The organism is Leeuwenhoekiella sp. ZYFB001 (genome assembly GCF_011784865.1).
Taxonomy (GTDB): Bacteria; Bacteroidota; Bacteroidia; order Flavobacteriales; family Flavobacteriaceae; genus Leeuwenhoekiella; species Leeuwenhoekiella palythoae.
This window is the reverse complement of record NZ_CP050460.1, coordinates 3,282,062-3,306,325: the sequence shown is the minus strand read 5'-3', so window position 1 is coordinate 3,306,325 and position 24,264 is coordinate 3,282,062. Positions and strand designations below refer to the sequence as shown.

Sequence of the window (24,264 nt, the reverse complement as noted above, 5' to 3'; positions counted from 1 at the left end):
CTTATGAAACATCTCTTTCTAGGACTTTTGCTTTTAAGCACGATAAGTCTTACCGCACAAAAACAAGACAAAATAGAAATGGCCATCAACACTCAGCTTGAGGCTTGGCATAAAGCTGCGGCAGAAGCAGATTTTGATGCGTATTTTGATTTGATGACTGAAGATGCTGTTTTTATTGGTACAGATGCCGAAGAAAACTGGCAGTTAGATCAGTTTAAAGCATTTTCAAAACCCTACTTTGACCGTGGAAAGGCTTGGAGTTTCAGTACGCTGGAGCGCACCATTTATCATCCTAAAAAGGCTAAGATGGCTTGGTTTGATGAGTTGCTTGATACGCAAATGGGAATTTGCCGCGGCTCAGGAGTGATGCTTTTGGACGGTAAAGAATGGAAAGTACAACATTATGTGCTGTCTATTGCTGTTCCTAATGAAAATGTTGACGAACTCACCCAGCTTAAAAAAACGCACGATGATGCTTTAATTGAAGTGTTTCGAGCAAATTAAATTTACATAACCCCTTTATTTTTATACTATTATATGAATTCAATGTTTAAAATGATTGTCCCGGTTTCTCTCGGGATTTTAAGTTTGACCGCTTGTAATCAAGAGTCAAAAACTGATGCTGTAGCCGAAGCCAAAATACCGGCGCTCGATATGGCTAATATGGATACTTTAGTGAAGCCGCAAGATGACTTTTACAATTTTGTAAATGGAAATTGGATGAAAGCCACAGAGATTCCTGAAGAAGAATCGGTGTGGGGAGGCTTTAGTGTATTGCGTAAAACAACACGTGAGGATGTTTTAACCATCATTAATGATGCGCGTAAAAGCAACACCTATGCCGCAGACTCAGATCAAGCCAAAGCACTTGCCCTATATGAAAGCGAGTTAGACACAGTTGCTCGTAATGAAGCCGGACTTCAACCGCTTCAGCCTGCATTAGACAGCATTGCATCTATAGCTTCGGTGGCAGATATTCAGCGTGTAGGACAATTACGCAATGGTACCGGAACTCCGTTTTTTAACTTCAGAGTATTTTCAGATTTTTCAAATAGTAAGATGAATGCCGGTTATATCGCTCCGGGAAGACTAGGATTGCCTGATCGTGATTACTACATCGAGCAAGATGAGAAGTCTAAAGAAATTCGAGAGCAGTACAAAGAATACATCAGCTGGGTACTAGAATATGCGGGTGATGATGCAGCCACTGCAAAAGAAGAAGCACAGCGCATTCTTGCGTTAGAAACAAAATTAGCCGAACCTAAATTAGACAAGGTTGAACAGCGTGACGCACGTAACCTCAACAACCCAAAGAGCGTTGCTGAGTTACAGAAAATCACACCGGCGGTTAACTGGGAAGTCTTTTTTGAAAATCAAGGGCTAGCTAAAGAAGTAGATACAGTGATCGTGCTTCAGCCTAAATATATGAGCGCGTTGCAAAATGTGCTTACAAAGACTTCTTTAGAAGATTTAAAGCTACTTATGCGTTGGGCAACTTTGAATTCGTGGTCAGATAAATTGACAACCGACTTAGAATATGCTAACTGGGAGTTCTATAGTAAAACACTTAACGGAACACCAAAACAAAAACCTGCAGACGAGCGTGCGTTGGCTACTGTAGATGGCACTTTAGGAGAAGCTGTGGGTAAATTGTATGTAGATAAAGTGTTTCCGCCGGAGGCGAAAGAAAAAGCCGAGGCAATGATCGCAAACATCAAGGAGGCCTTCAGAGACCGTATCAATGCACTTGAATGGATGACTGACTCTACGAAGGTTCAAGCCATTGAAAAGCTTAACAAGTTCACGGTAAAAATAGGTTACCCTGACAAATGGGAGGATTATTCTGAACTTGAGATCGATGCAGAACAAGGCTATTTTGAAAATATGCTGGCTTACGGAAGCTGGTCTCTCGACAAAAATAATGCAGATTATAAAGAGCCGGTAGATAAGACCAGATGGGGGATGTCGCCGCAAACGGTAAATGCGTATTTCAATCCTTCATTTAATGAGATTGTTTTTCCGGCGGCAATTTTACAGCCTCCATTCTACAATTATCAAGCAGATGAAGCTGTAAATTACGGTGGAATTGGTGCGGTAATAGGGCACGAAATATCACATGCTTTTGATGATAGTGGAGCTCGTTTTGACGGCGACGGAAACTTAAAGAACTGGTGGTCTGATGCAGATCTTGAAGCCTTTACTGCTCGTAGCGGCGCCTTGGCAGAACAATACAGCAATATCGAAGTTGCAGACAGCTTGTACATCAACGGGAAGTTCACTTTAGGAGAGAACATTGGTGACCTAGGCGGTTTGCTAGCTGCTTATACTGGTTTGCAAAAATTCTATGAGAAAAACGGAAGACCAGAGAACATTGATGGCTTTACTCCAGAACAGCGTTTCTTTATCAGCTGGGCGACGATCTGGCGTACAAAAATGCGTGATGACGCGCTACGTACACGTATTAAAACAGATCCACATTCTCCGGGAATGTATCGCGCATACGTACCGCTTCAGAATATTGATGCATTTTACGAAGCCTTTAATATTAAAGAAGGTGATCCTATGTTTGTACCGGAAGAAGACCGCGTACGCATTTGGTAATACGATGTTTATCTAAATACAGAATCCCGAAAGCCATTGCTTTCGGGATTTTTTTAGCCTTTAATTTCGTTAACCAAAGCAAATGCCTGATTTACATATTCCTTTTCAAGAAAAAGGGTAAAGTAGTTTGAAGTGGAAATAGCTTCAAAAATGGGAATTCCTTCATATGCGAGTAATTTGAATATATAAAAGTAAAGTCCAACGGTTTTGGAGTTATTTGCGGGAAGCGCGATAGATAATGACGAAAGATCGTGCTTGACCATCACACAGGTTTCATCTTTAAAACAGCGCTCTACAAGGTCTGTCAAGTCATTTGAAACCAAAATATTACTCTCGTGAAACGTACTGGAATACGTTAAATAGGCTTTAGGAATGGTCTTGGTTTCTTCTAAAAGTTTAGACTGACTTTCTAAAATCGTATTCGAGTTGAGAAAGGTAAAATCAGTAATCCCGCTGCGCACGACAATATCTCCCAGATCGCGCATCATACGCTCATCTACGCGCTTTTGAGGATAATAACGGCGCAATGCCATTACAATGGAACCCACATTAACCGGTTTACCCAGTTCTTTTTCTATACGTGGCTGAAAATCTTCGGCAAGGGCACTGTAGTTAATGATCTTGCGCATCAAAGCATCTTCGGTATAGGGCTGATGTTTTATAAGTTGTTCAACAACAGAAGTTATCGTTTTCAATGTTATATATTTAACAATTTGTACAAATTTATATAAAATTGTTGAATTTTTTTCGGCGGAGTTTTTTTCGGCTTAACTATGCAGCAATAATCGGTTAAGCATAAGCGATTTATTTAAATGTTATCCCCAACGGAATTAATTTGACGATGATGAATGTTTTAAAATTTGGAGGAACTTCAGTAGGAAGCGCTCAAAACATTAGAAAGGTAGTAGAAATTTTAGCTGTTACTGAAAAGCCAAAAATTGTGGTTCTCTCTGCAATGTCTGGTGTTACCAATTTATTAGTAAGCCTTAATCAAGCAAGTATAGATAAAGATTTAGCACAAATCACCAATGTGCTAGAGCAGCTTCAAGCTAAACATTTTGAAGCAATCGAAGATCTGTTTACCGCAGTGAATCAACCAGAAACAAAAGCTCAAATTGAGACGTTTGTAGCTGCTTTACAAGAAATTGCAACCGGTGGTCGCACCTTGACTACCTATGCAGAACTTGTTACGTATGGCGAGACCATGCTTACCTGGATGTTTTCTAGATTCTTAGATCAGGAAAACGTAAGCAATGTGTTGCTCAATGCGAGTACCTTTATGAATGTAGGTTCTGTTGAAAATCCAAACATTGATGCTGTTGCTGAAGCTTTGGCACCTCAATTAGCAGAAAATCCATCTGAACTTTACATCACTCAAGGTTTTGTTTGTCGCGACGAGCGCGGCGCTTTGGCAACCTTAAAGCGTGGAGGAAGTGATTTTAGTGCGACCATTATTGCAGCTGCTGTAGATGCCGCAGGCGTTCAAATCTGGACAGATATTGACGGATTGCACAATAACGATCCACGTTATGTACAAGAAACACAACCTATTGAGCATTTGACCTATAATGAAGCGGCTGAGCTGGCTTATTTTGGAGCAAAGATTTTGCATCCACAAACGGTAGCACCGGTTATTGATCGCGATATTCCGGTATGGTTAAAAAATACGTTTGAGCCATCGGCGCCGGGGACTAAAATTTCTAACGAGTACCACAACCGCGGTCTAAAAGCGATCTCCGCAAAAGATGGTATTACCGCTATAAAAATCAAATCAAACCGCATGCTTGGTGCACACGGTTTCTTGAGAACGATATTTGAGGTTTTTGATCGTCACGAGACGTCTATTGATATGATCACCACTTCTGAGGTTGCTATCTCGTTAACTATAGATGACACGCGTAATCTAAAAGCGATCATCACAGAACTTTCTGTTATTGCTGAAGTTACTGTTGAAGAAGATCACAGTATTATTTGTATCGTAGGAGAGAACCTTATTGCAGATCACGAGTCGTACAAAGCTTTTGGCATTTTAAATTCTATCCCGGTGCGTATGATCGCTTACGGAGGTAGTAACAATAACATTTCGCTTCTTGTTCCAACTCGCGAAAAAATCAACACATTACAATATTTAAACGCGCAATTGTTCCAACTAGAGGGAGCAATAGCTTAGACTTTTGTTAGTTAGTGTTAGCCTTCTTCTGACCAACCAGAAGGAAACATGGAAAACCCGGTGTGTGCTTGCCGGGTTTTTTTAGTTATAAACTTTTCTGAAACGTGTAGCCCAGTAAAGGCTTTAAAGTAACCGAATCTACTTTTTTGTAGGTTTCCTCTGCTTCTTCGGTATCATACTGTGGTGGCTCTAGACCTAAGGCTATCGCTTGTTTGGTGTAGTACTCAGCTTTTTTGGGATGCTCGGGATGCACCGCATTAATGATATGCCCAAAAGCATTTTTATAGATCACCCCTAGAATAATTCCCATACAATCCTGTCTGTGAATCAAATTTACGGGCGCGTTTCCGTTAGATAAACCGGTGCGCCCGGCAAGGTATTTTACAGGATTTCGGCTTCCGCCAAAGAGTCCGCCAAAACGGATCACGGTAGTTTCTATTGCAGAAGATTTAAAGAAAATCTGCTCGACCTCTAGTAGTTGTTTGCCTTTGTTGTCTTGAGGTTGTGGAAGGTCTTTTTCGGTAACAGCGCCTTGAGCGTCATCATAAACGCCCGTGCTGCTTATTAAAATCACCTTTTTAACCGAAGCTTTTTCGGTAGCATCCAGCAATTGAGCCATACGCAAGGCGTGGTTATGGCCGGTATTGCGGCGTAGTCCCGGCGGAATCAAGATGATCAGGATTTCAGTATCAGCGAGAAAGGCTTGTATTTCACCGCGTATTTCATCTTCAGCAATTTCAACCTGATAGACATCTAAGCCGTGGTTGCGTAATTCGGCTTGTTTATTTTTTGAAGTGACCGAACCCTTAACGTGATGTCCTAATTCTTGTAATTGTGCGGCGAGGGGTAACCCTAACCAGCCTAATCCTGCGATTGCAATGTTGCTCATAGCTCAAATTTTTCCGAAGCCTTAAAACTGAATGTGCTGCTTAGTCACTAGCGCATCTGTATTTACAAAAGGCATCGGCATACTGTTCTTGGGTCGCGAAGGTAGGTCAAAGCTGCTGTTTTCTAAAAGATCGTAACTATAATCAAAAAGTGTAAAGCTTAATTCAGCGTCTTCAGCAATGCTTAAATGAACTTCCAGAGGTTCACGATCTACCAGACGATAACTCAGTAAATAATCACTGTTGCGATTTTCCAGAGGATGATTTTCTCCGCTTCGCGGAAACACTTCCTGCCCGTTAAAACTGAGTCGGTTAAATAGCGTCCCTTGCGGACACATCAAGATCATATCGCCCACATTGCGCTGCGGAAAGATCACAAAATCAAGTCGGCGCTCGCCACTGATCACGGTGTCTTTTTCGGTATAGACTTGAGACGGAGCGACAAAATTTTTAGGCGCTGCGGTGATATAATTGTATTGGCTACCGTATTTACCAGATGGCGGATTGATCTCTAGTGGTGTATCGTCAGTGGCATTTTGAACCAAGATCTCGTGAAGCCAAGAGTCGAGTTGGGTGTTGTATGTAGCGTAAAATGTCTGTTCTTGATCTACGTCATAGACATAGTTCAGACTCGTAGGAAAGGGACGTTCTTCGGTAAAATCTGCCTTACCATAAGCGGCAATAAAAGCCCCAATACTTACCAAAGTAAAAAGCCCGGCAATCTTAGCGTTCATCTTATAAAATCCAATTACCGGAAGTAGGAGACCAAAAAGTAATACCGTCAAGATCGTTGCGGCGGCCAGCATTTTAAGACCGAGACCCACCGGAAATTCTTTGATGTAATGCGTGATTATAAAAAGCGCAGGAGCACAAAGCAGCGTTAAAATAAAGAACTGCGGTTTTGAGAACTTAATAAGTAAAAACACAGCCAGCAATCCAAAATACACAGGGATGATAAAAAACGAAGCTCCCGGAAGATACACGGCCACTCCGGTAGCGATCAACAACCAGAAAAATAAAGGTACAAAACTAAGGGAAGCAGCACTATTGGGGCGGTAAAATAGTTTGTAAATAAAAAAGACAACAGCCAATGTTAGCGCAACAAAACCGGCAAGCAGTTCGTAACCGTTGTAAGGAAAACCTTGTAAAATATCGGCTTGTTTAGGGTCTAATGCCAGGATTAACTTCCATCCTAAGCTGATGACATAAGCGAGAACAAGGGCAATAAGCAGCGGTAGGAATCCGCGTAAAACCTCAATCAATTTGAAAGACTTGTTGCGCAGGCCATAAATAAGCACCGCAAAAAATAAAATCCAACCTAAAATTAGCATAGGGAAAATCCAACTGAATGGATAATACAGCATTTTGATTAGGGGCATATTCAAGTAGATATAGTCTTGGTCTGCCTTTAAATTGAGATCAGCATTGCTGAAATGTTCAAGTAAAGCAGTAAGATAGCTGCCTTGATGTTCTAAAGATTCCGGGTCTAAACGAGATGGGATGTCGTTTGCCGTATGATAGTCAAAATGATCCCCAATAAAGGCAAAAAAGAAGCCGTCAATATCGCCGTTTTCGCGCAGCACGGTGCTATCAGTATCATTAGGCAGCAGTTTATAAACGCTGTACATTAATGAATTGGCATAAGGATGCGACGGATTTGCTTCAGCAAAAGCCTTGATCAATGCACCGTTTCCGCCATTGGTTTCTACGATCATATTTGAAGGCCCGCCGCTTCCGCGCGCTTCAAAATTCAATGCTAGATCAACCTCTTTTGCCCAAGGGTGCTTGTTGACAAAGACAGAGGCGCCGTTGAGCCCCAATTCTTCCGCATCGGTAAAAAGGAGAATGATATCATTTTTTTGTTTTTCGCCTTTGGCTAATAATGCACGAATGCTTTCTAGAATAGTGACTACGCCGCTTCCGGCATCGCTGGCGCCTTTTGAGGCCGTATGCGGTGCACTGTCGTAATGCGTCATCACTAATAAGGTATCACCTTCACCAGTACCGGGAATTCGAGTAATTATATTTTCGGCTCTGCTTAATGCGCCCCAACCCGGCTTGTAAGCAAAATCACTTTGTAGCTCTACTTCAAGACCGTACTCTTCTAAAGTCGTAACTATAAAATCCTGCACTTCTTGATGTGCGGGCATCCCTACCGCGTGGGGTTTTTGAGCGATCGAATCTAAAAGTTGAAAAGCTCGGGCAGTTGAGAATTTGGTTGCGGGAGTGTCTAGACCTGAAACTTGTTGAGGTTTATGAGTATAAAAACTGAAATAGGTAAGCCCTAAAAGCAATAGAAGCGAGAGGACGGCAGCGTAGGTTGTTTTCATAAGCACGTATAGTTAAGCTAAAGGTAGTGGGAAACTAGGTTTTGCACAAGGTTGATGTTAATATGCTTTTTAGTTAATGCAAACGTTTTCGTTAATTCAAATAATTTTTCTAATTTAAAGAGTCTAAAATATAAGCGTATGGGAATCAAGAGTTTTATGGGTAAACGATCTAAAGTCGTTGCCGAAGAGGTAAATATCAAGGTGTCTGATTATATGACGACCAAGCTGATCACATTTACTCCAGATCAATCGGTTATGGATGTGATGCAGAAGCTGATCAAACATCGTATTTCTGGTGCGCCGGTGGTGAATGAGAACAACGAACTGCTCGGTGTGATCTCTGAGGGAGATTGTATCAAGCATATTTCAGATAGTCGCTATCACAATCTGCCGATGGATAATGCTACGGTAGGTCAAAATATGGCGATTGATGTGGAAACCATTGATGGGAACATGAATGTTTTTGATGCAGCCCGTTTCTTTATCGAGCGTAAACACAGACGTTTTCCCATTGTTGAAAACGGAAAATTAGTAGGGCAAATCAGTCAGATGGATGTGATTAAAGCTGCTTTAAAACTTAGAGGAAATACCTGGAAGTAATCAGTTGCGTTTTACCAAAGCATAATAATCACCTTCTAAAGGTAAATAGCCTTGATCGTAAACAAAGTAGTACACCGTGCCGGCTTTTGTGGTGTAAATACTCGTAAAAAGATTAAAATCAAAACCCAAAGAAGCGAGCTTGTCACGCGTGGTTTTGGTTTTGTCTTCGGGATTGAGTGACTCTAGAATACGGTAATTTTTTCGCAGGTGGTTGTTAGTATTGCGTATTAGATTTTTAGTGTCGCTGTTGAGTTTATTGTTAGCGGCATTGCGGCAGGCGTCGCTGCAGTATTTTTTATCTGCTCTGCCTATAATTTTATCTCCACACTCCGGACAGTTTTTTTGCATATGCTCTAACTACTAAAACAAAACTTTTCTAAGATACTGAATTTCTAGTTTTTAAGCGCTATTTGCACATGTGCTAAATGATGCTCACAGTGCCAAGCATACATCCCAATAGTTTCAGCAAGGCTGAAGCGTTTACCGTGTTCCGGATGTATGTATTCTCTAATCAAATCTTCAGAATGTAAAGATTGAAGGAGCGTTGTCCAGCGCGCGTGTAAGCCTTCAATCAATTGTAATGAGGAAGTGATCGCAGCAGATCGTGTGTCGGGTAATTCGGCCCATTTATCTTCAAAATAAGGTTTGATCTTGGGCGCTTCTTCAGTGAGTGCAAACTTAAACCGAATAAACGCATTAATGTGGCTGTCGGCACAATGATGTACAAGTTGTCTGATCGTCCAACCATTAGGCCTGTACGTTTTTGAGAGTGCGTCTTCTTTAAGGTTTTTAGTTAACGCCGTAATTTTTTGTGGAAATTCAGCAATAGTCGCAATCCACGATGTAAGGTGCTCTGCTCTGATGGCTTCCGGCTTTTGAAAGTAGCCGATAGGATATTTCAGCTGTTCTAAATTCATAAGAAGATATATTTAATAATTCCGGCACTTGCCTTAAGATAGTTTAGATTTAATAAAAGTCAATGCATTTCAAGCTTCAATGATACGGATGCTGTGGTTTTCAAAATCATAAAGTAAAAGACCCTCTTGATCTTTAGAGAGCGCCGCGATCAAGTCACCTTTTCCATTCCAAATAGCGCTTTGACCAGCTCCGTAAAAGTTATCACAAAAGCCAATGTTATTTACGCAAGCCACCGGAAAGGCGTGCTTTTTTGCGATTTTAGGATAATGCATATATGCTTTTTTCATTCCGGTTTCTGATTTTGCTACACTTGCCAAATAAATTGCTGCGCCTAAACCAAACGCGTTTTCTGCGTGTTCATTCTGTAAAGATTCAAAGCAGATCGAGGGAGCAATTGTTGTGTGGCTAACCTTAAAAATAAGTTGCTCAGTGCCTGGTGTAAAAAAGGGGAGTTCGTCTACGTGTAAGTGCTGTTTTGAGTACAATTTGCGCTCCTGCTGCGGCTGAAAAATAAACATGCTAATATGAATCCCAGTTTTAGAGGTTGTAGGAACTCCAATAGCGATCGTTATTTTGTATGTGTCACTAAGCTGTTTAAAAAGATCTAGTCGCTCATCATGTTCAGAAAAGGCCAAGGCTTTTGACTTTTGGGGTTCATAACCGGTAAGAGAAAGCTCAGGAAAAGCGATCAGATCTGCTTGTTCATGAATTGCGCGTTCAATGCATTTTTTGTGGATCTCCATGTTTTTTTGAACGTTGTCTCGATGAGGGGCTATTTGTGCTAAGCAAATCTTCATAAGCCTGATAAGTTTTTGCTTTGGTATTGGTGTTTTATAACGAAGTTAAGCTTTATTAGATGTGCTAAAGACTCAAAATTATTTATTCTACTTCGACTCATATTCATTTACAAACGGTTACAAACATTTATAAACGAAAGTAACTATTTCTTAACCGAATATAATTTGCCTCTCATTTCATCTTTGCAGTGTAATTAATCATTAACTGTTTAACCAAAAATTTAAAATTATGAGTACGCTAAGAAACAAAGTACAGTTGATCGGAAACTTGGGAAATGACCCTGAAATCGTAAATCTTGATTCGGGTAAGAAACTGGCAAAATTCAGTATTGCCACAAACGAAACCTATAAAAATAATAAAGGCGAGCGCGTGACCGATACGCAATGGCACAATGTGGTTGCCTGGGGAAAAACGGCTGAGGTTATAGAAAACTATGTAACCAAAGGAAAAGAAGTAGCCATTGAAGGTAAACTTACCTCGCGCAGCTATGAGACCAAACAAGGCGAAAAGCGCTATTTAACCGAAATTGTCTGTAATGAATTACTGCTGCTCGGGAAGTAACCAGGATAGGGAATTGCATCAAAAAAGCCGCATTATTAAGATAATGCGGCTTTTGAATTTTATGATAAATGCTATTATTTAATCACATTATCCATTATTTCCTGGACGATTTCAGGATTTAATAGCGTACTGGTATCTCCAAGATTTGAAGTGTCGTTAGAAGCGATTTTACGTAAAATACGACGCAAGATTTTTCCGCTTCGGGTTTTTGGTAATCCACTTGTAAATTGAATTTTATTCAGTTTGGCAATGGGTCCAATACGATCTGAAATCATCTGGTTGATTTCTTTTCTTAGGTTGTCCTGATTACGGGTTTCCCCGGTTTCTTTTAAGATCACATAACCGTAAAGCGCATTTCCTTTTACTTCGTGCGGATACCCCACAATCGCACTTTCTGCAACTGCCGGATGCTCGTTAATGGCATCTTCAATTGGCGCAGTTCCTAAGTTATGACCGCTCACGATAACCACATCATCTACACGACCGGTAATTCGGTAATACCCCACGCTATCACGTAAAGCCCCGTCACCCGTGAAATACATATTTTTAAAGGCTGAAAAATAGGTATCTTTATAACGCTGGTGATTGCCCCAGATAGTACGTGCCATCGACGGCCAAGGAAATTTTATACACAGTCTGCCGTCTACTTGATTTCCTTTAATTTCTTTTCCTTCTTCATCCATTAAGGCTGGTTGAATCCCCGGTAACGGAAGCGTTGCAAAGGTTGGTATCGCCGGAGTAGAGTAAGGAATAGGCGAGATCATAATTCCTCCGGTTTCGGTTTGCCACCAGGTATCTACGATAGGGCATTTACGTTTCCCAATATTTTCATCATACCAGTGCCAAGCTTCCTCATTAATAGGTTCGCCTACAGTACCGAGTACTTTTAAAGAAGACAAATCGTGTTTTTCTACAAAATCCAGATTCTCTTTTCCGAGAGCTCTAATGGCGGTTGGTGCCGTGTAAAACTGTGTCACTTTGTGTTTTTCAACAATTTCCCAGAAACGGGCGTGATCAGGATAGCTAGGCACACCTTCAAACATTACGGTCGTGGCACCATTCGCCAGCGGACCATAAACAATATAACTGTGTCCGGTTATCCAACCGATGTCTGCCGTACACCAATAAATATCATCCTCTCGATACTGAAATACATTTTTAAAGGTAAATGCGGTATACACCATATAGCCTGCGGTAGTATGTACCATTCCTTTTGGCGTTCCTGTAGAACCCGAAGTGTATAAAATAAACAGTGGATCTTCGGCATTCATAATCTCAGGAGCGCAGGTTTCTTCTGCCGCATCCAGTAAAGGCTGTAGCCAGTGATCGCGGCCTTCTTCCATAGGAATTTCAGCATTAATGCGTTTAACCACGAGTACATTTTCAACGCTTTCACAGCTTTTTAAACCTTCATCAACAATACCTTTTAGGTCGATGGTTTTGCTTCCGCGATAAGAGCCGTCGCTAGTGATCACCATCTTACAGCTTGCATCGTTAATTCTTGTTGCCAAGGCTTTTGAAGAAAAACCCGCAAACACTACAGAATGTATGGCGCCAATACGCGCACAAGCTAATAATGAGATAGCAAGCTCAGGAATCATTGGCAAGTAGATGCACACGCGATCTCCCTTTTTAATTCCCTTTGCTTTAAGCACATTAGCCATTTTGGCAACGCGCTTATGCAGTTCGTTATACGTAATATGTTGTGCTTTTTCTTTGGGATCGTTGGGCTCAAAAAGAATCGCTGTTTTATCTCCTCGGGTGCGTAGGTGACGGTCAATGCAGTTTTCGGTAATATTCAATTGGGCACCTTCAAACCATTTAAATTCAGGTTTGTCAAAATCATAACTCAGCACATTATCCCAGCGTTTATGCCACATAAAATGCTCTTCGGCTATTTCTTCCCAGTAGCTTTCGGGGTTTCTTACAGATTTACGGTATACTTGAAAATATTCTTCTAAATGTTTTATGTGATAATTACTCATGGTTGAATTGTGCTTTTAGTCCTCACTAAATTACTAAATCGTTATCGGTTTAGGTTTGAACAATTCTGCAGTTGCCGCAAAATTTTAATAAAAATGCGTTAAACTTCTATCATTTTAATGATGCTGAGCTTCACCGGCGCCACTAGGAATACGTATACGTTCTACGATTTCCTGTACATCCTTTGGCGGAGCAGGTGTGAGTCGGCTTATGGTTATCGAAATGATGACATTGATCAACATGGCAAAAGTGCCAAAACCTTCTGGCGAAGTGCCAAACCACCATTCTGAAGCAGGCAGCGGATCAAGAACACCTATCAATCCGGTTTTAAACCGAATCATATAAAAAAGCATTAATATCGTTCCTACGATCATTCCGCTTATGGCGCCTTGTTTGTTCATACGTTTATCAAATATCCCCAGCACAATTGCCGGAAAAAAGGAGGCTGCAGCGAGCCCAAAAGCCAGTGCCACCACAGCGGCCACAAATCCCGGCGGATAAATACCAAATAATCCGGCAACGATGATAGCAACTAAAATGCTTAAGCGCGCTGCGAGCAATTCACCTTTTTCAGAAATATTAGGCTTAAGTTGTTTTTTGATCAAATCGTGAGAAACTGAAGTCGAAATTACAAGCAGTAAACCTGCTGCTGTGGAAAGCGCTGCTGCCAGTCCACCGGCTGCTACGAGTGCGATCACCCAAGAAGGCAGTTGGGCTATTTCAGGATTGGCGAGTACCATAATATCCCGATCTACATAAAGTTCATTCGTTTCAGTCGAAGCGTTAGCGATAAGACGTTCTCCACTTGCGCCACGCTCCGCGGTGAATTCCGGTTTTCCTGTGGTTGCATCGCCGTTCACATATTGAATTTTTCCATCTTCATTTTTATCAGACCAGGCGATCAATCCCATATTTTCCCAGTTTTTAAACCATTCAGGAAGCGATGTGTATTCTTGATCGCTTACCGTCTCGATGAGATTGGTACGTGCAAAGACAGAAACCGCAGGTGCCGTGGTATACAAAATTGCAATAAGTAAAAGTGCGAGTCCGGCCGATTTACGAGCGTCTTTTACATTTGGTACTGTAAAAAACCTTACGATCACGTGTGGTAAACCCGCAGTACCCGCCATCAATGCGAGGGTGATTGCAAAGACATCCCAAGTAGATTTGGTGCCTTCGGTATACTCTTTAAAGCCTAATTGAGTATGCAGGTTGTCCAATTTTTCAAGTAGAAAGGTGCCGTCTTCTACACGGGATCCCATTCCGATTTGAGGAATTATATTTCCCGTCATTTGAATTGAAATAAAAATCGCAGGAACCATAAAGGCAAAAATGAGCACACAATATTGCGCTACTTGTGTATAGGTGATTCCTTTCATTCCGCCTAAGAAAGCAAAAACGAGAACCACTGCCATACCGATGATCACGCCGGTAGTAATCTCCACTTGAAGAAATTGAGAAAATACAATACCTACACCGCGCATCTGCCCGGCAACATAGGTAAACGATACGATAAGCGCACAAATCACCGCTACGGTACGCGCGGTGTTGGAGTAATAGCGATCTCCAATAAAATCAGGAACCGTGAACTTCCCGAATTTACGTAGGTACGGCGCCAGCAAAAGCGCGAGTAGGACGTAGCCGCCGGTCCAACCCATTAAGTACACGGAGCCGTCATAACCCGCAAAAGAAATGATCCCGGCCATAGAGATAAACGAGGCAGCACTCATCCAGTCGGCTGCGGTGGCCATTCCATTGGCTAGAGGAGAAACCCCGCCTCCGGCGACATAAAATTCTTTGGTAGAGCCGGCCCGAGCCCAAATAGCAATTCCAAAGTATAAGGCAAAGGTGATGCCTACTAAAATCCATGTCCAAAGTTGAACGCTCATAATGTGAAAGTTTAATTTGCAGCAAGAATCTGCTTAAATAGATAGTAAAGGCATTTATTGGCACCCCCAAATGGTTTAATACTCCGTGGCTTGCCCTGGGGTAGTTTACTCATTATAGCCGTATTTTTTATCAAGCCGGTTCATGAGCCAGACGTAAACAAAGATGAGTACTACAAAAACATAGATGCTTCCCTGTTGAGCAAACCAGAATCCTAATTTAAAACCTCCTAAACTATATCGATTGAGTAAGTCTTTAAAAAGAATGCCGGAACCAAAGGAAACCACAAACCAAATGCTGAGTAAAATAGCTAGGTATTTTTTGTTTTCGCGCCAGTAGGCTTTAGATTTATCTGGTTTTGACATAGGATAATGATTTAAAACGCTTTCTAATATAGCTTATAAAATTTAATACGGTTCCCTGTACTTACCTGTTTCTGAGAAAATTTGCATTAAAAAACCCGGTGCTGAGGCACCGGGTTTTTTAATTTTAAATAATCCTTAGTTTATAAAACATCAATTAAGAATGTCCAGGTTGGAGTAATTTCTAAGGTAAAACTTGCACCTTCATCATTACTCAAAGATCCGTCAATATCGATGGTAACCTTACCATTTGATTTTAAGCTTGAACCTAAAGAGTTTAAAAAAGCTGCTTCTGATGAACTTACTGTTCCAGTCGTTCCATTGGCAACAGCAATATTACTTAAGGTTACTGATTGTCCTCCAGAAGATAACGTACCTGAGAGTGTAGTTCCAGCTGCAGCCTCAACATCTTTGAAAACATATGTAAACCCTGAGATATCCACTGATTCTATTTTGTCTAAGTTATCTCTTACATCAGAATTACTTGTAGCATCAAGAGAAATAGCAGAATTAACTGATGAAGACCCCTCTGGGATAGAAACATCAACTTCCGCTTTTAAATCTGGACTTACTCTAATCTCCGTTAATTCATCAACCGCATCGCACGAGTTGAATGCAAATACAAAAAGGCTTAGGGCAAAAAAGGTGGTGAATTTTTTCATCTTTAAAAGTGTTAATTGTTTTAACAAAAGTAAGCATAAATCACTATTAACCAAGTTTTTAATGTAAATAGGGTGAAAAAACCCTTAAGCATTCTAAGCTTTGATTTATGGGGTATTGAAATTCAACCAAATCTAAGCGAGCTTGAAGATTTAGCTTTAGAGCGATTAGAAATAAAGCTCTTGAGCCAGTCTGTAAGTATTTGCATGTGCTTCGATGATGACTTTAATATCGGGCGAATAGCCGCCACCCATACTCACTTGTACTGGAATTCCGCTTTCGCGAAAGCAGGACAGTGCAAAACGATCTCGTTCTTTGCAACCTTCAACCGAACAAGAAAGTCTACCAAGTTTATCAGTTTCTAAAATATCTACGCCGCTGAGGTAGAAGATAAAATCAGGCTTTACCTGTTTGATGAGGCCGGGTAGCGTTTCTTTCAGCTTTGCTAAGTAAACCGCATCGCCACTTTTATCGGGAACGGCGATATCAAGATCTGAAGTTTCTTTTTTAAAGGGATAATTGCCCGCGCCGTGCATCGAAAATGTAAATACGGAAGGATCGTCCTCAAAAATCTCGGCAGTGCCATTGCCTTGATGTACGTCGAGATCAACAACAAGAATTTGTTTTGCCAAGCCTTTTGATTGAAGAAACCGCGCTGCAATTGCTTGGTCGTTAAGTAGGCAAAAAGCTTCGCCGTGATCGGAATAAGCGTGATGTGTACCACCGGCAATATTGAAGGCGATTCCATATTGTAAAGCGAACTCACAACCCGTCATTGTACCTTGAGCGATTATTTGCTCACGGTCGACCAACTCTTGAGAGAGTGGAAATCCCGTTTTTCGAATCGCCCTGCGGTCCAGATTAAGCGCTTTTAGATTGCTGACATATTCTTGCGTATGAACAGCCGTCAGGTATTTTTCCTCTGGAAAACCGGGTTCAAAAAAATTAGCTTCAGTACAGGTGCCTTCGTAAAGCAATTGCTTTGGGAGTAGATCATACTTTTCCATCGGGAAGCGATGTCCCTTAGGAAGCGGATGTTTGTAAATAGGATGGTAGGCGATTTTAAGCATTATTGCATTTTACGAGCAATGCCAGAGGTTTGATACCCGTGGCTTGCATTAAAATTGCAAATAATAATTTAAAACCTATTAAAATGGTTCTTGCTCTAATGAAACTTCTTGTACATCGTGAAGCAAAATCCCGTCTTCAGAAATCCCTTGAAATACCATTTTATAGTCTACATCAGGGCGTTTAATCTTAAAACGCATCGTACCTTTTTCGTCAAGTTTAAGCTGAGGTTTCCAATCAATTACGCCGTAAAGTTCAAAAAATGCATCATTGGTTACGTTAAACTTGGGAACATAATATTTTTTGACAACACTAAAAGCTACCGGTACTTTGAATTTTTGAGGATTAGAATATCGTGGCGAATTTAGCACTACTTTATTATCGGTATAAATTTTTATGCTACCATTACTTCCAATTAAACCGTTGCCAAAACCGCGGAGATTGATGTCAATATAATCTACTTGCTCTAAAGAATAATTATAGAAAAAGTTATTATCTGCTATCGGTGCATCATCAAGGAAAATAACGATTCCCTGATAGGGTCCGGGATCTATAAGATCAGAACCAGCTGTATCTAAAATAACAGAATTGTCACCATTGCTAGCAGTACCGTTTGGAGTTACTCCTGCCGTTGGTTTACCATTTGTATCTGGGTTATATTGATTGGCCAAGGTACCCATAGTTTTAGTTACAATAAACTGACCTTGTGACTCTCTGGCACGAAGTCCTACTTGGTTATTTAAGTATCTTACGAGAGTACCGTAATTTTTTCTATCTCGATCTGTAAGTACTTTTACCCTACCAAAACTTCTTAAACCAAGTTTTCGTTCTCTTAGTTTCTCTTTACTTACTGTAGAGGTTATTAAAACTTCATCAAGAAGTTCTGTATTGGGTTCTGGTAGAAAGACCATCGGGTCGTACGTAGTTTGAACCGGTTGGTCATCTATTTTAAAAGGTATTTCAATTGTAGATTGAAGATTGGGAAAGGTATTGGGCGAGAATCTTAAATTAAGATCCGGTAATACTAATCGGCGACCGGTCATTCTAGAGATATTCAATTCTTGATCGGCGTAGTGTATTAAATTGTCAACAATAAACTTATCGGCTTCAGATGGAATGGTCAATGTTTGAGGCGGGTTAGTTTCTGAAGCGTGAATTAGAAATTGTTGTTCTTTTCTAGGTTTATTTATCGTAGCCTCAAATGCAATTAAATTTTCAAAAGGATGATCGATTTTTGCAGGATTTTTAAAGGCAGTACTCCAATCAAAACTGCTCCAACCCTGTGTTATTAAAAGTTTATCAAGTTCTTGTATTTTCTGTGCATCTATATTTGTGAAATACCATTCAGGCTCTTGAATATAGCCTTTCACATAGGGTTTTAGCAAATGGTTTGCACGTATTGAAGCATTGGTGCTTACTTTTTTAGGCAAGATCGAAGCGCTTATTACAGGATTTTTGAGTTGCTTTTTAGGCTTTAAAGTAACTTCTATAGAATCTTCAGTCAGACGACTTTTTACCGTTTCAAATTGCGTTGTGGGTAGGTTATGATGATTAAAAACAATGCGTTCTGCTATAGCTTGTCTTTCAGAATTTATAAGTGTAAAGGTTTGTACGCCATATGGTAGTTGCTCAAGTTCAAAAACAAATTCCTGTGTTGTCTTTTCAGTGAAATTCAATTCTTGTAATTGTGAGCCTTTACGATTGTGAAGCATTAAAACATAGTTTTCTGAGACTAAAGTTTTTAGGCTTTCAGTATTTGTCTTTACGGCTATATGCAACCGATCTAAGGTATTTGTTGCAGTCAAGATGATGCCTTTTGCTTCGGTATTCAGATCTACAGGAATGACTTTAGAACTTCCATCAGGATATTTAAGCATTGCACTATACGAAGCACCGGTTTTAGGGATGAAAACGAATTTCCCGATTCCTAAATGGTTCAGCTTAAAATCTGATAAAATAGAATTGTTTGCGTCTTTAATTTGAACTTGAAGGTTGGCAATTCCGAGACCTTGATTTGTTTTTGCAATAACACCAACCGAATTGAGAATTCCGTTTAAAAGATGTCCGCTTTCAGGAAGAAACTGAAGATCAATCGCTTCATTAGTATTGTTTGAAGATGCGATTTTAGGTGATGCGGGGTCAATTATTTCAATTTGATCTAAAAAATAATTTTGCTCGTCAAAGTTCCGCATCCAGTTGGTAAATGCTGTTATCGTATAATCTCCCGGAACAAAAGTTGAGTCGATCTTAATGGTGTTAGAAGTAACACCTTGATTGATCAATAGCATTTGTTCATTTACAATTTTTTTTGAGGCATCTCTGACCTGCAAGTAAAGATTAGTCGCGGATGTAAAGGGTTGAAGGTTTTCCCGATCTAAAATATAAGCGGTGAAGGCAATTTGCTCCCCTTTGAGATAAACCGATTTGTTAAGATGCAAATAGGCTGTTTCTCGAGGTATTTGATAGTTTTCATCAGCTTTTTTTTGAAGTTCTTGAATTAAATTTTGAGCAAATGAGGTTGAAAATAGTAGTAAAAAAGAGAGTGTAAGTAGTTTTTTAAGCATAAAACGGTTAGTTTGATGAGTTTTAAAAAAATATCAAAAATTATACCGTATTTTTTAAAATATTAAGATATTTGATTCAGTATATGCAATTTAAGTTGAATGCGCTTGCGTTTAATGTCTACCTCAAGCACTTTAACCACAACTTGTTCTTGTAAACTTACGTATGCATTTACATCACTTACAAAACCGTCAGCCAAGTTGGAAATGTGAATTAATCCACTTTCTTTGATACCGATATCTACAAAGGCCCCAAAGTTGGTGATGTTATTCACGATCCCGGGAAGTAATTGACCGGGTTCAAGATCTTCGATCTTATGTATATTTTGATTGAACGTGAATGCCTTTGCCGGTTCTCGTGGATCCAAACCGGGTTTTTCGAGTTCGTCTAGAATATCTTTTAGCGTAAGTTCGCCCACTTCATCAGAAACATAATCCTCCAGACTTAATTCTTTAATCACGGTTTTATTGCCTACCAATTCTGCTACGGAAAGCTTCAGATTTTTAGCCATTTGTTCAACCAAAGCATAACGCTCAGGATGCACAGCCGAATCGTCTAACGGATTTTCAGCATTCTTGATACGTAAAAAACCGGCAGCTTGCTCGTAAGCTTTAGCACCCAAACGCGGAACGTTTAAAATTTCTTTCCGCGAAGCGAAAGCACCGTTTTCGTCTCTGTAGGTTACAATGTTTTCAGCCAGTTTTGGTCCAATTCCCGAAACATAACTCAGCAACGGAATGCTAGCGGTGTTGATGTTTACACCTACCGTGTTTACACAGCTTTCAACAACGCGATCGAGTTCGTTTTTCAATTTGGTTTGATCCACATCATGTTGATATTGTCCCACGCCAATGGATTTTGCATCGATCTTCACCAACTCCGCAAGCGGGTCTGCAAGTCGACGACCAATAGAAACCGCACCGCGCACCGTCACATCATAATTGGGGAACTCGTCTCGCGCGATCTTTGAAGCCGAATAAATACTTGCACCGGCCTCGCTCACCACAAATACTTCAAGCTCCCGATTGAATTGCATACGCTTGATAAACTGCTCGGTCTCTCTGCTGGCGGTCCCGTTACCTATGGCGATGGCTTCGATCTTATGCGCATCTACCAGAAAACTGATCTTACGCATTGCACCTTTAGTATCGTTTTTAGGAGGATGTGGGTAAATGGTTTCATTATGCTGCAAACCGCCATTTTCGTCAAGGCAAACCACCTTACAACCTGTTCTAAAACCCGGATCGATCGCGAGAATACGCTTTTCGCCAAGTGGCGAACCTAAAAGCAGTTGGCGTAAATTTTTTGCAAAAACACTGATCGCTTCTGCATCGGCTTTTTCTTTAGCAGTGCTTAAAGCCTCGTTGCTCAATGCCGGAAACAGCAAACGTTTATAAGCATCAGCAACGGCAAGCTCAATGTGCTCAGCACAGTCTCCGCGTGATTTCACCATTTTATTGGCGATGTGAGCTAAAGCGCGATCGGTGTCAATATCCAGTTTTAAACGAATAAAACCTTCATCAGCCGCACGAGAAAGTGCCAGAAAACGATGTGAAGGAATGCGGTTTAAGGCCTCTTCCCAATCAAGATAATCTTTGTATTTGAGTGCTTTTTCATCGTCCTTTTTAGACTTTACTACCTTAGAAGCAATCTGTGCGTAACGTTCTATTTGGTTCCTTAAATAGTTGCGCACATCGCTGCGCTCATTCACCCATTCTGCAATGATGTGGCGAGCGCCCTCAAGTGCTTCTTCTACGGAAGCTACTTCTTTGTTTAAAAGCCTTCCGGCAGCTTGTTCCAGATCGCGCGTGTTTTGCGCCATAATAATTTTGGCGAGCGGTTCTAGTCCTTGTTCACGAGCGGTATCTGCTTTTGTTTTTCGCGTCTTTTTATACGGAAGATATAGATCTTCTAAAACAGTAGTGTCTGTAGTGTTTTCTATTTGCTTCTGAAGTTCTGCAGTCAAAACTTCTTGCTCTTCTAAAGCTTTTAGAATGGTAGCTTTCCGCTTTTCTAAAGCCTCAAACTGTTCTTTAAACTTTACAATTTCGCCCAGTTGCACTTCGTCTAAATTCCCGGTGCGTTCTTTACGATAACGCGCAATAAAGGGGATGGTCGCATCTTCATCAAGAAGTTGTAACACATTCTTGATGCCCGTTTCCGGAAGATTGGTTGAAGATTTTAGGTAGGAGAGAAGTGCAAGCATGCTTTTAAAATTATATTTTCACTGAGCATCTCGACTGCGCTCGATGTGACACGAGAATGTCTATTGATGTTTCATTTTATGTCCTGTCGAGCGCAGTCGAGACATTAATCAGGTTTAAACTTATGGTGTGTTTCATTTCGACATTCCGCTAAAATTTGAAGTAGATAGAAATCCCCATTAATAAGGGCTTTCTTCTTTTTAGCACTCCATTTTTTAATCTTTTTCTCAAACAGAATGGCTTGATTTACATCACTAAAATCTTGATTAAAGACTAAAAATACTGGCCTACGTTTATAGGTATAACTAGCAGGTTTTGTCCCAGAATTATGTTGTTCAAGTCGCAATTCAAGATTATTAGTCATTCCGTTATAATATGAGCCATCAGCGCATTGAAGTATGTAAACAAAATAAGTTTTCATAATAATGTATTAGATGGCATCTCGACTGCGCTCGATGTGACAAAATAAAGTACTTATTAATTTCAAATCTTGTCCTGTCGAGCGCAGTCGAGACATTAACTCACCGCTTCACCGTTCTTTACTCCGGCCGTATCAGGATTCATAAACACGAGTTTTCCTTGTTTATCTTCGGTCATTAGGATCATTCCTTGACTTTCTACGCCACGTAATTTACGCGGAGCTAAATTGGCCACAACGGTTACTTGTTTACCTATTATATCTTCCGGTTTAAAGCTTTCGGCAATACCAGAAACTATGGTGCGCACATCAAGGCCGGTATCTACTTTTAGGATTAAAAGCTTTTTGGTTTTGGCCATTTTTTTAGCTTCCAGAATGGTTCCTACACGTAAATCTAACTTGGTGAAATCATCAAATTCGATTGTGTCTTTTTGTGGGGTTACCGGAGTGTTTTCGGCTTGATTACTCATTTTAGTCGCTTCTAATTTGTCAAGTTGTTTTTGTATTTGCTCGTCTTCTATTTTGCTGAATAAAAGCGCGGCTTTATTGATGCTGTGCCCTACAGGAAGTAAATCTATTTTCTCTCCCAGAAGCTCCCAGCTCAATGGCTCAGGAAGTTGTATAAGCGGATCTTCGCTCTCTATATTGAGCATGTGCTTAAGCGTTTTTGCCGTATGAGGTAAAAACGGTTCGCTCAAAACAGCTAGTGTTCCGGCGATTTGCAGTGCGATGTACATCACTGTTTTTGTGCGTTCAGGATCAGTTTTTATAGATTTCCATGGTTCTGCATCGGCTAGGTATTTATTTCCCAGACGGGCAACATTCATCAGTTCGTTTTGCGCTTCTCGGAAACGGTAGCGTTCAATTGAACTCGCGATCACCGCCGGATAGGCTTTCATTTCGGCCAATACGCGTTCATCTTCAGCATTAAATTCAGAAGGTTGCGGGATTGCTCCTTCGTAATATTTATTGGTCAATACGACCACACGGTTGATGAAGTTACCAAAAATGGCAACCAGTTCATTGTTATTTCTAGCTTGAAAATCTGCCCAGGTAAAGTCGTTGTCTTTAGTTTCTGGAGCGTTGGCCGTAAGCGTATAACGCAATACATCCTGCTGCCCGGGAAACTCTTCAAGATATTCGTGCAACCAAACTGCCCAGTTTTTTGAAGTAGAAAGCTTATTGCCTTCTAAGTTCAAAAATTCATTCGCCGGCACATTGTCTGGTAAAATATAGCTTCCTTCGGCTTCCAGCATACTTGGGAAAATAATACAGTGAAAAACAATATTGTCTTTCCCGATAAAGTGCACCAGTTTAGTATCGTCTGCTTTCCAGTAATCTTCCCAGTTTTTGCCTTCGCGCGCAGCCCATTCTTTAGTTGAAGAAATATAGCCTATTGGGGCATCAAACCATACATAAAGCACTTTGCCTTCGGCACCGTCTACCGGCACAGGAATTCCCCAATCGAGATCACGGGTTACTGCGCGAGGTCGTAAACCTTCATCGATCCACGATTTACATTGCCCGTAAACATTCGGTTTCCAATCGCTTTTATGCCCGTCAAGAATCCATTTTTTCAGAAAATCTTCATAGCGATCCAGCGGTAGGAACCAGTGTCTGGTTTCTTTTAAAATGGGTTTAGAACCAGAAATGGTTGATTTTGGATTAATTAAATCGGTTGCATTTAAAGAAGATCCGCAATTTTCGCACTGATCACCGTAAGCTTCTTCGTGGCCACATTTTGGGCAGGTTCCGGTTACGAAACGATCGGCTAAATACTGATTGGCTTCGGCATCAAAAAGCTGCTCGGTCACTTCCTCAATAAAATCACCTTTTGCATAAAGGGTTTTGAAAAATTCTGAAGCCGTATCGTGATGTACTTGTGCCGAAGTACGCGAGTAATTGTCAAAGGAAATCCCAAAATCTTCAAAAGAATCTTTGATGATCTTGTGATATTTATCTACCACTTCTTGTGGAGTGATTCCTTCTTTTTTGGCTTTGATGCTAATGGCAACGCCGTGCTCATCACTACCGCAGATGTAAGCAACATCCTTACCCATACCTCTCAGGTAGCGGGCATAAATATCTGCAGGAACATAAACTCCGGCTAAATGCCCAATGTGAATTGGCCCATTGGTATAAGGTAATGCGGCGGTAATTGTATATCGTTTCGGACTCATAATGCGAATAAAATTTCAGCGGCAAAGATACCATTTATGCATATAAACAAAACCAGACTAGCACTTCATTTAATA

Annotated in this window: 20 protein-coding genes; 5 read left to right on the top strand and 15 right to left on the bottom strand. The window is 40.7% G+C overall.

Annotation, left to right across the window (positions count from 1 at the left end; translation table 11 throughout):
* Positions 1 to 3 precede the first annotated feature (3 nt).
* Together HCN54_RS14130 and HCN54_RS14125 are read left to right on the top strand one after the other, a co-directional pair.
* A complete protein-coding gene (locus HCN54_RS14130; protein WP_167598292.1) occupies positions 4 to 504 on the top strand; it encodes a nuclear transport factor 2 family protein in 501 nt (166 codons plus the stop codon).
* A gap of 33 nt (positions 505 to 537) precedes the next feature.
* Positions 538 to 2,601 (top strand): M13 family metallopeptidase, encoded by a 2,064-nt coding sequence (locus tag HCN54_RS14125; protein WP_167598291.1) that lies wholly within the window; start codon positions 538 to 540, stop codon positions 2,599 to 2,601.
* Positions 2,602 to 2,654: 53 nt separating this feature from the next.
* Here the strand turns inward: HCN54_RS14125 and HCN54_RS14120 are convergent, their stop codons facing one another.
* Positions 2,655 to 3,296 (bottom strand): hypothetical protein, encoded by a 642-nt coding sequence (locus HCN54_RS14120; protein ID WP_167598290.1) that lies wholly within the window; start codon positions 3,294 to 3,296, stop codon positions 2,655 to 2,657.
* A gap of 146 nt (positions 3,297 to 3,442) precedes the next feature.
* On the opposite strand from HCN54_RS14120, the gene HCN54_RS14115 reads away from it, so the two are divergent.
* Positions 3,443 to 4,771, top strand: coding sequence for an aspartate kinase (locus tag HCN54_RS14115; RefSeq protein WP_317171979.1), 1,329 nt, complete (start codon positions 3,443 to 3,445; stop codon positions 4,769 to 4,771).
* A gap of 85 nt (positions 4,772 to 4,856) precedes the next feature.
* Here HCN54_RS14115 and HCN54_RS14110 read toward each other — a convergent pair whose 3' ends face one another.
* Together HCN54_RS14110 and HCN54_RS14105 are read right to left on the bottom strand one after the other, a co-directional pair.
* Entirely contained in the window at positions 4,857 to 5,660 is an 804-nt protein-coding gene (locus HCN54_RS14110; RefSeq protein ID WP_167598289.1) for an SDR family oxidoreductase, read from the bottom strand.
* A 21-nt stretch (positions 5,661 to 5,681) separates the two neighbouring features.
* The gene (locus tag HCN54_RS14105; protein ID WP_167598288.1) at positions 5,682 to 7,988 is read right to left on the bottom strand and encodes a M20/M25/M40 family metallo-hydrolase; all 2,307 of its coding nucleotides are present in this window, start codon (positions 7,986 to 7,988) and stop codon (positions 5,682 to 5,684) included.
* A gap of 138 nt (positions 7,989 to 8,126) precedes the next feature.
* On the opposite strand from HCN54_RS14105, the gene HCN54_RS14100 reads away from it, so the two are divergent.
* Positions 8,127 to 8,588: a CBS domain-containing protein gene (locus HCN54_RS14100; RefSeq protein WP_072980639.1), complete on the top strand. Its 462-nt coding sequence runs from the start codon at positions 8,127 to 8,129 to the stop codon at positions 8,586 to 8,588.
* On the opposite strand, the gene HCN54_RS14095 is transcribed toward HCN54_RS14100, so the two are convergent.
* From HCN54_RS14095 to HCN54_RS14085, 3 genes are all read right to left on the bottom strand, one after another.
* Complete coding sequence (locus tag HCN54_RS14095) at positions 8,589 to 8,936, bottom strand: hypothetical protein (protein ID WP_167598287.1); 348 nt, start codon at positions 8,934 to 8,936, stop codon at positions 8,589 to 8,591. It abuts the gene before it with no gap.
* Positions 8,937 to 8,980: 44 nt separating this feature from the next.
* The gene (locus tag HCN54_RS14090) at positions 8,981 to 9,505 is read right to left on the bottom strand and encodes a YfiT family bacillithiol transferase (RefSeq protein ID WP_167598286.1); all 525 of its coding nucleotides are present in this window, start codon (positions 9,503 to 9,505) and stop codon (positions 8,981 to 8,983) included.
* A gap of 69 nt (positions 9,506 to 9,574) precedes the next feature.
* On the bottom strand, positions 9,575 to 10,303 hold the full coding sequence (locus tag HCN54_RS14085; protein ID WP_167598285.1) for a carbon-nitrogen hydrolase family protein: 729 nt from the start codon (positions 10,301 to 10,303) through the stop codon (positions 9,575 to 9,577).
* 229 nt (positions 10,304 to 10,532) lie between these two features.
* On the opposite strand from HCN54_RS14085, the gene HCN54_RS14080 reads away from it, so the two are divergent.
* Positions 10,533 to 10,865 (top strand): single-stranded DNA-binding protein, encoded by a 333-nt coding sequence (locus tag HCN54_RS14080; RefSeq protein ID WP_167598284.1) that lies wholly within the window; start codon positions 10,533 to 10,535, stop codon positions 10,863 to 10,865.
* Between the two features lie 74 nt (positions 10,866 to 10,939).
* On the opposite strand, the gene acs is transcribed toward HCN54_RS14080, so the two are convergent.
* From acs to metG, 9 genes are all read right to left on the bottom strand, one after another.
* On the bottom strand, positions 10,940 to 12,850 hold the full coding sequence (acs, locus tag HCN54_RS14075; RefSeq protein ID WP_167598283.1) for an acetate--CoA ligase: 1,911 nt from the start codon (positions 12,848 to 12,850) through the stop codon (positions 10,940 to 10,942).
* Between the two features lie 114 nt (positions 12,851 to 12,964).
* Entirely contained in the window at positions 12,965 to 14,737 is a 1,773-nt protein-coding gene (locus tag HCN54_RS14070; RefSeq protein ID WP_167598282.1) for a sodium:solute symporter family protein, read from the bottom strand.
* A 105-nt stretch (positions 14,738 to 14,842) separates the two neighbouring features.
* Entirely contained in the window at positions 14,843 to 15,100 is a 258-nt protein-coding gene (locus HCN54_RS14065) for a DUF4212 domain-containing protein (protein ID WP_167598281.1), read from the bottom strand.
* Positions 15,101 to 15,240: 140 nt separating this feature from the next.
* Positions 15,241 to 15,759 carry a hypothetical protein gene (locus HCN54_RS14060; protein WP_167598280.1) on the bottom strand — a complete coding sequence of 173 codons (519 nt, stop codon included), beginning with the start codon at positions 15,757 to 15,759 and terminating at the stop codon, positions 15,241 to 15,243.
* Between the two features lie 165 nt (positions 15,760 to 15,924).
* Complete coding sequence (locus HCN54_RS14055; protein ID WP_167598279.1) at positions 15,925 to 16,827, bottom strand: histone deacetylase; 903 nt, start codon at positions 16,825 to 16,827, stop codon at positions 15,925 to 15,927.
* A 78-nt stretch (positions 16,828 to 16,905) separates the two neighbouring features.
* A complete protein-coding gene (locus HCN54_RS14050; RefSeq protein WP_167598278.1) occupies positions 16,906 to 19,389 on the bottom strand; it encodes a hypothetical protein in 2,484 nt (827 codons plus the stop codon).
* A gap of 62 nt (positions 19,390 to 19,451) precedes the next feature.
* Complete coding sequence (locus HCN54_RS14045; protein ID WP_167598277.1) at positions 19,452 to 21,593, bottom strand: Tex family protein; 2,142 nt, start codon at positions 21,591 to 21,593, stop codon at positions 19,452 to 19,454.
* Between the two features lie 104 nt (positions 21,594 to 21,697).
* Positions 21,698 to 22,012, bottom strand: a complete 315-nt coding sequence (locus HCN54_RS14040) for a GIY-YIG nuclease family protein (protein ID WP_167598276.1) — start codon at positions 22,010 to 22,012, stop codon at positions 21,698 to 21,700.
* A 95-nt stretch (positions 22,013 to 22,107) separates the two neighbouring features.
* On the bottom strand, positions 22,108 to 24,189 hold the full coding sequence (metG, locus tag HCN54_RS14035) for a methionine--tRNA ligase (protein ID WP_205881690.1): 2,082 nt from the start codon (positions 24,187 to 24,189) through the stop codon (positions 22,108 to 22,110).
* Positions 24,190 to 24,264 lie beyond the last annotated feature (75 nt).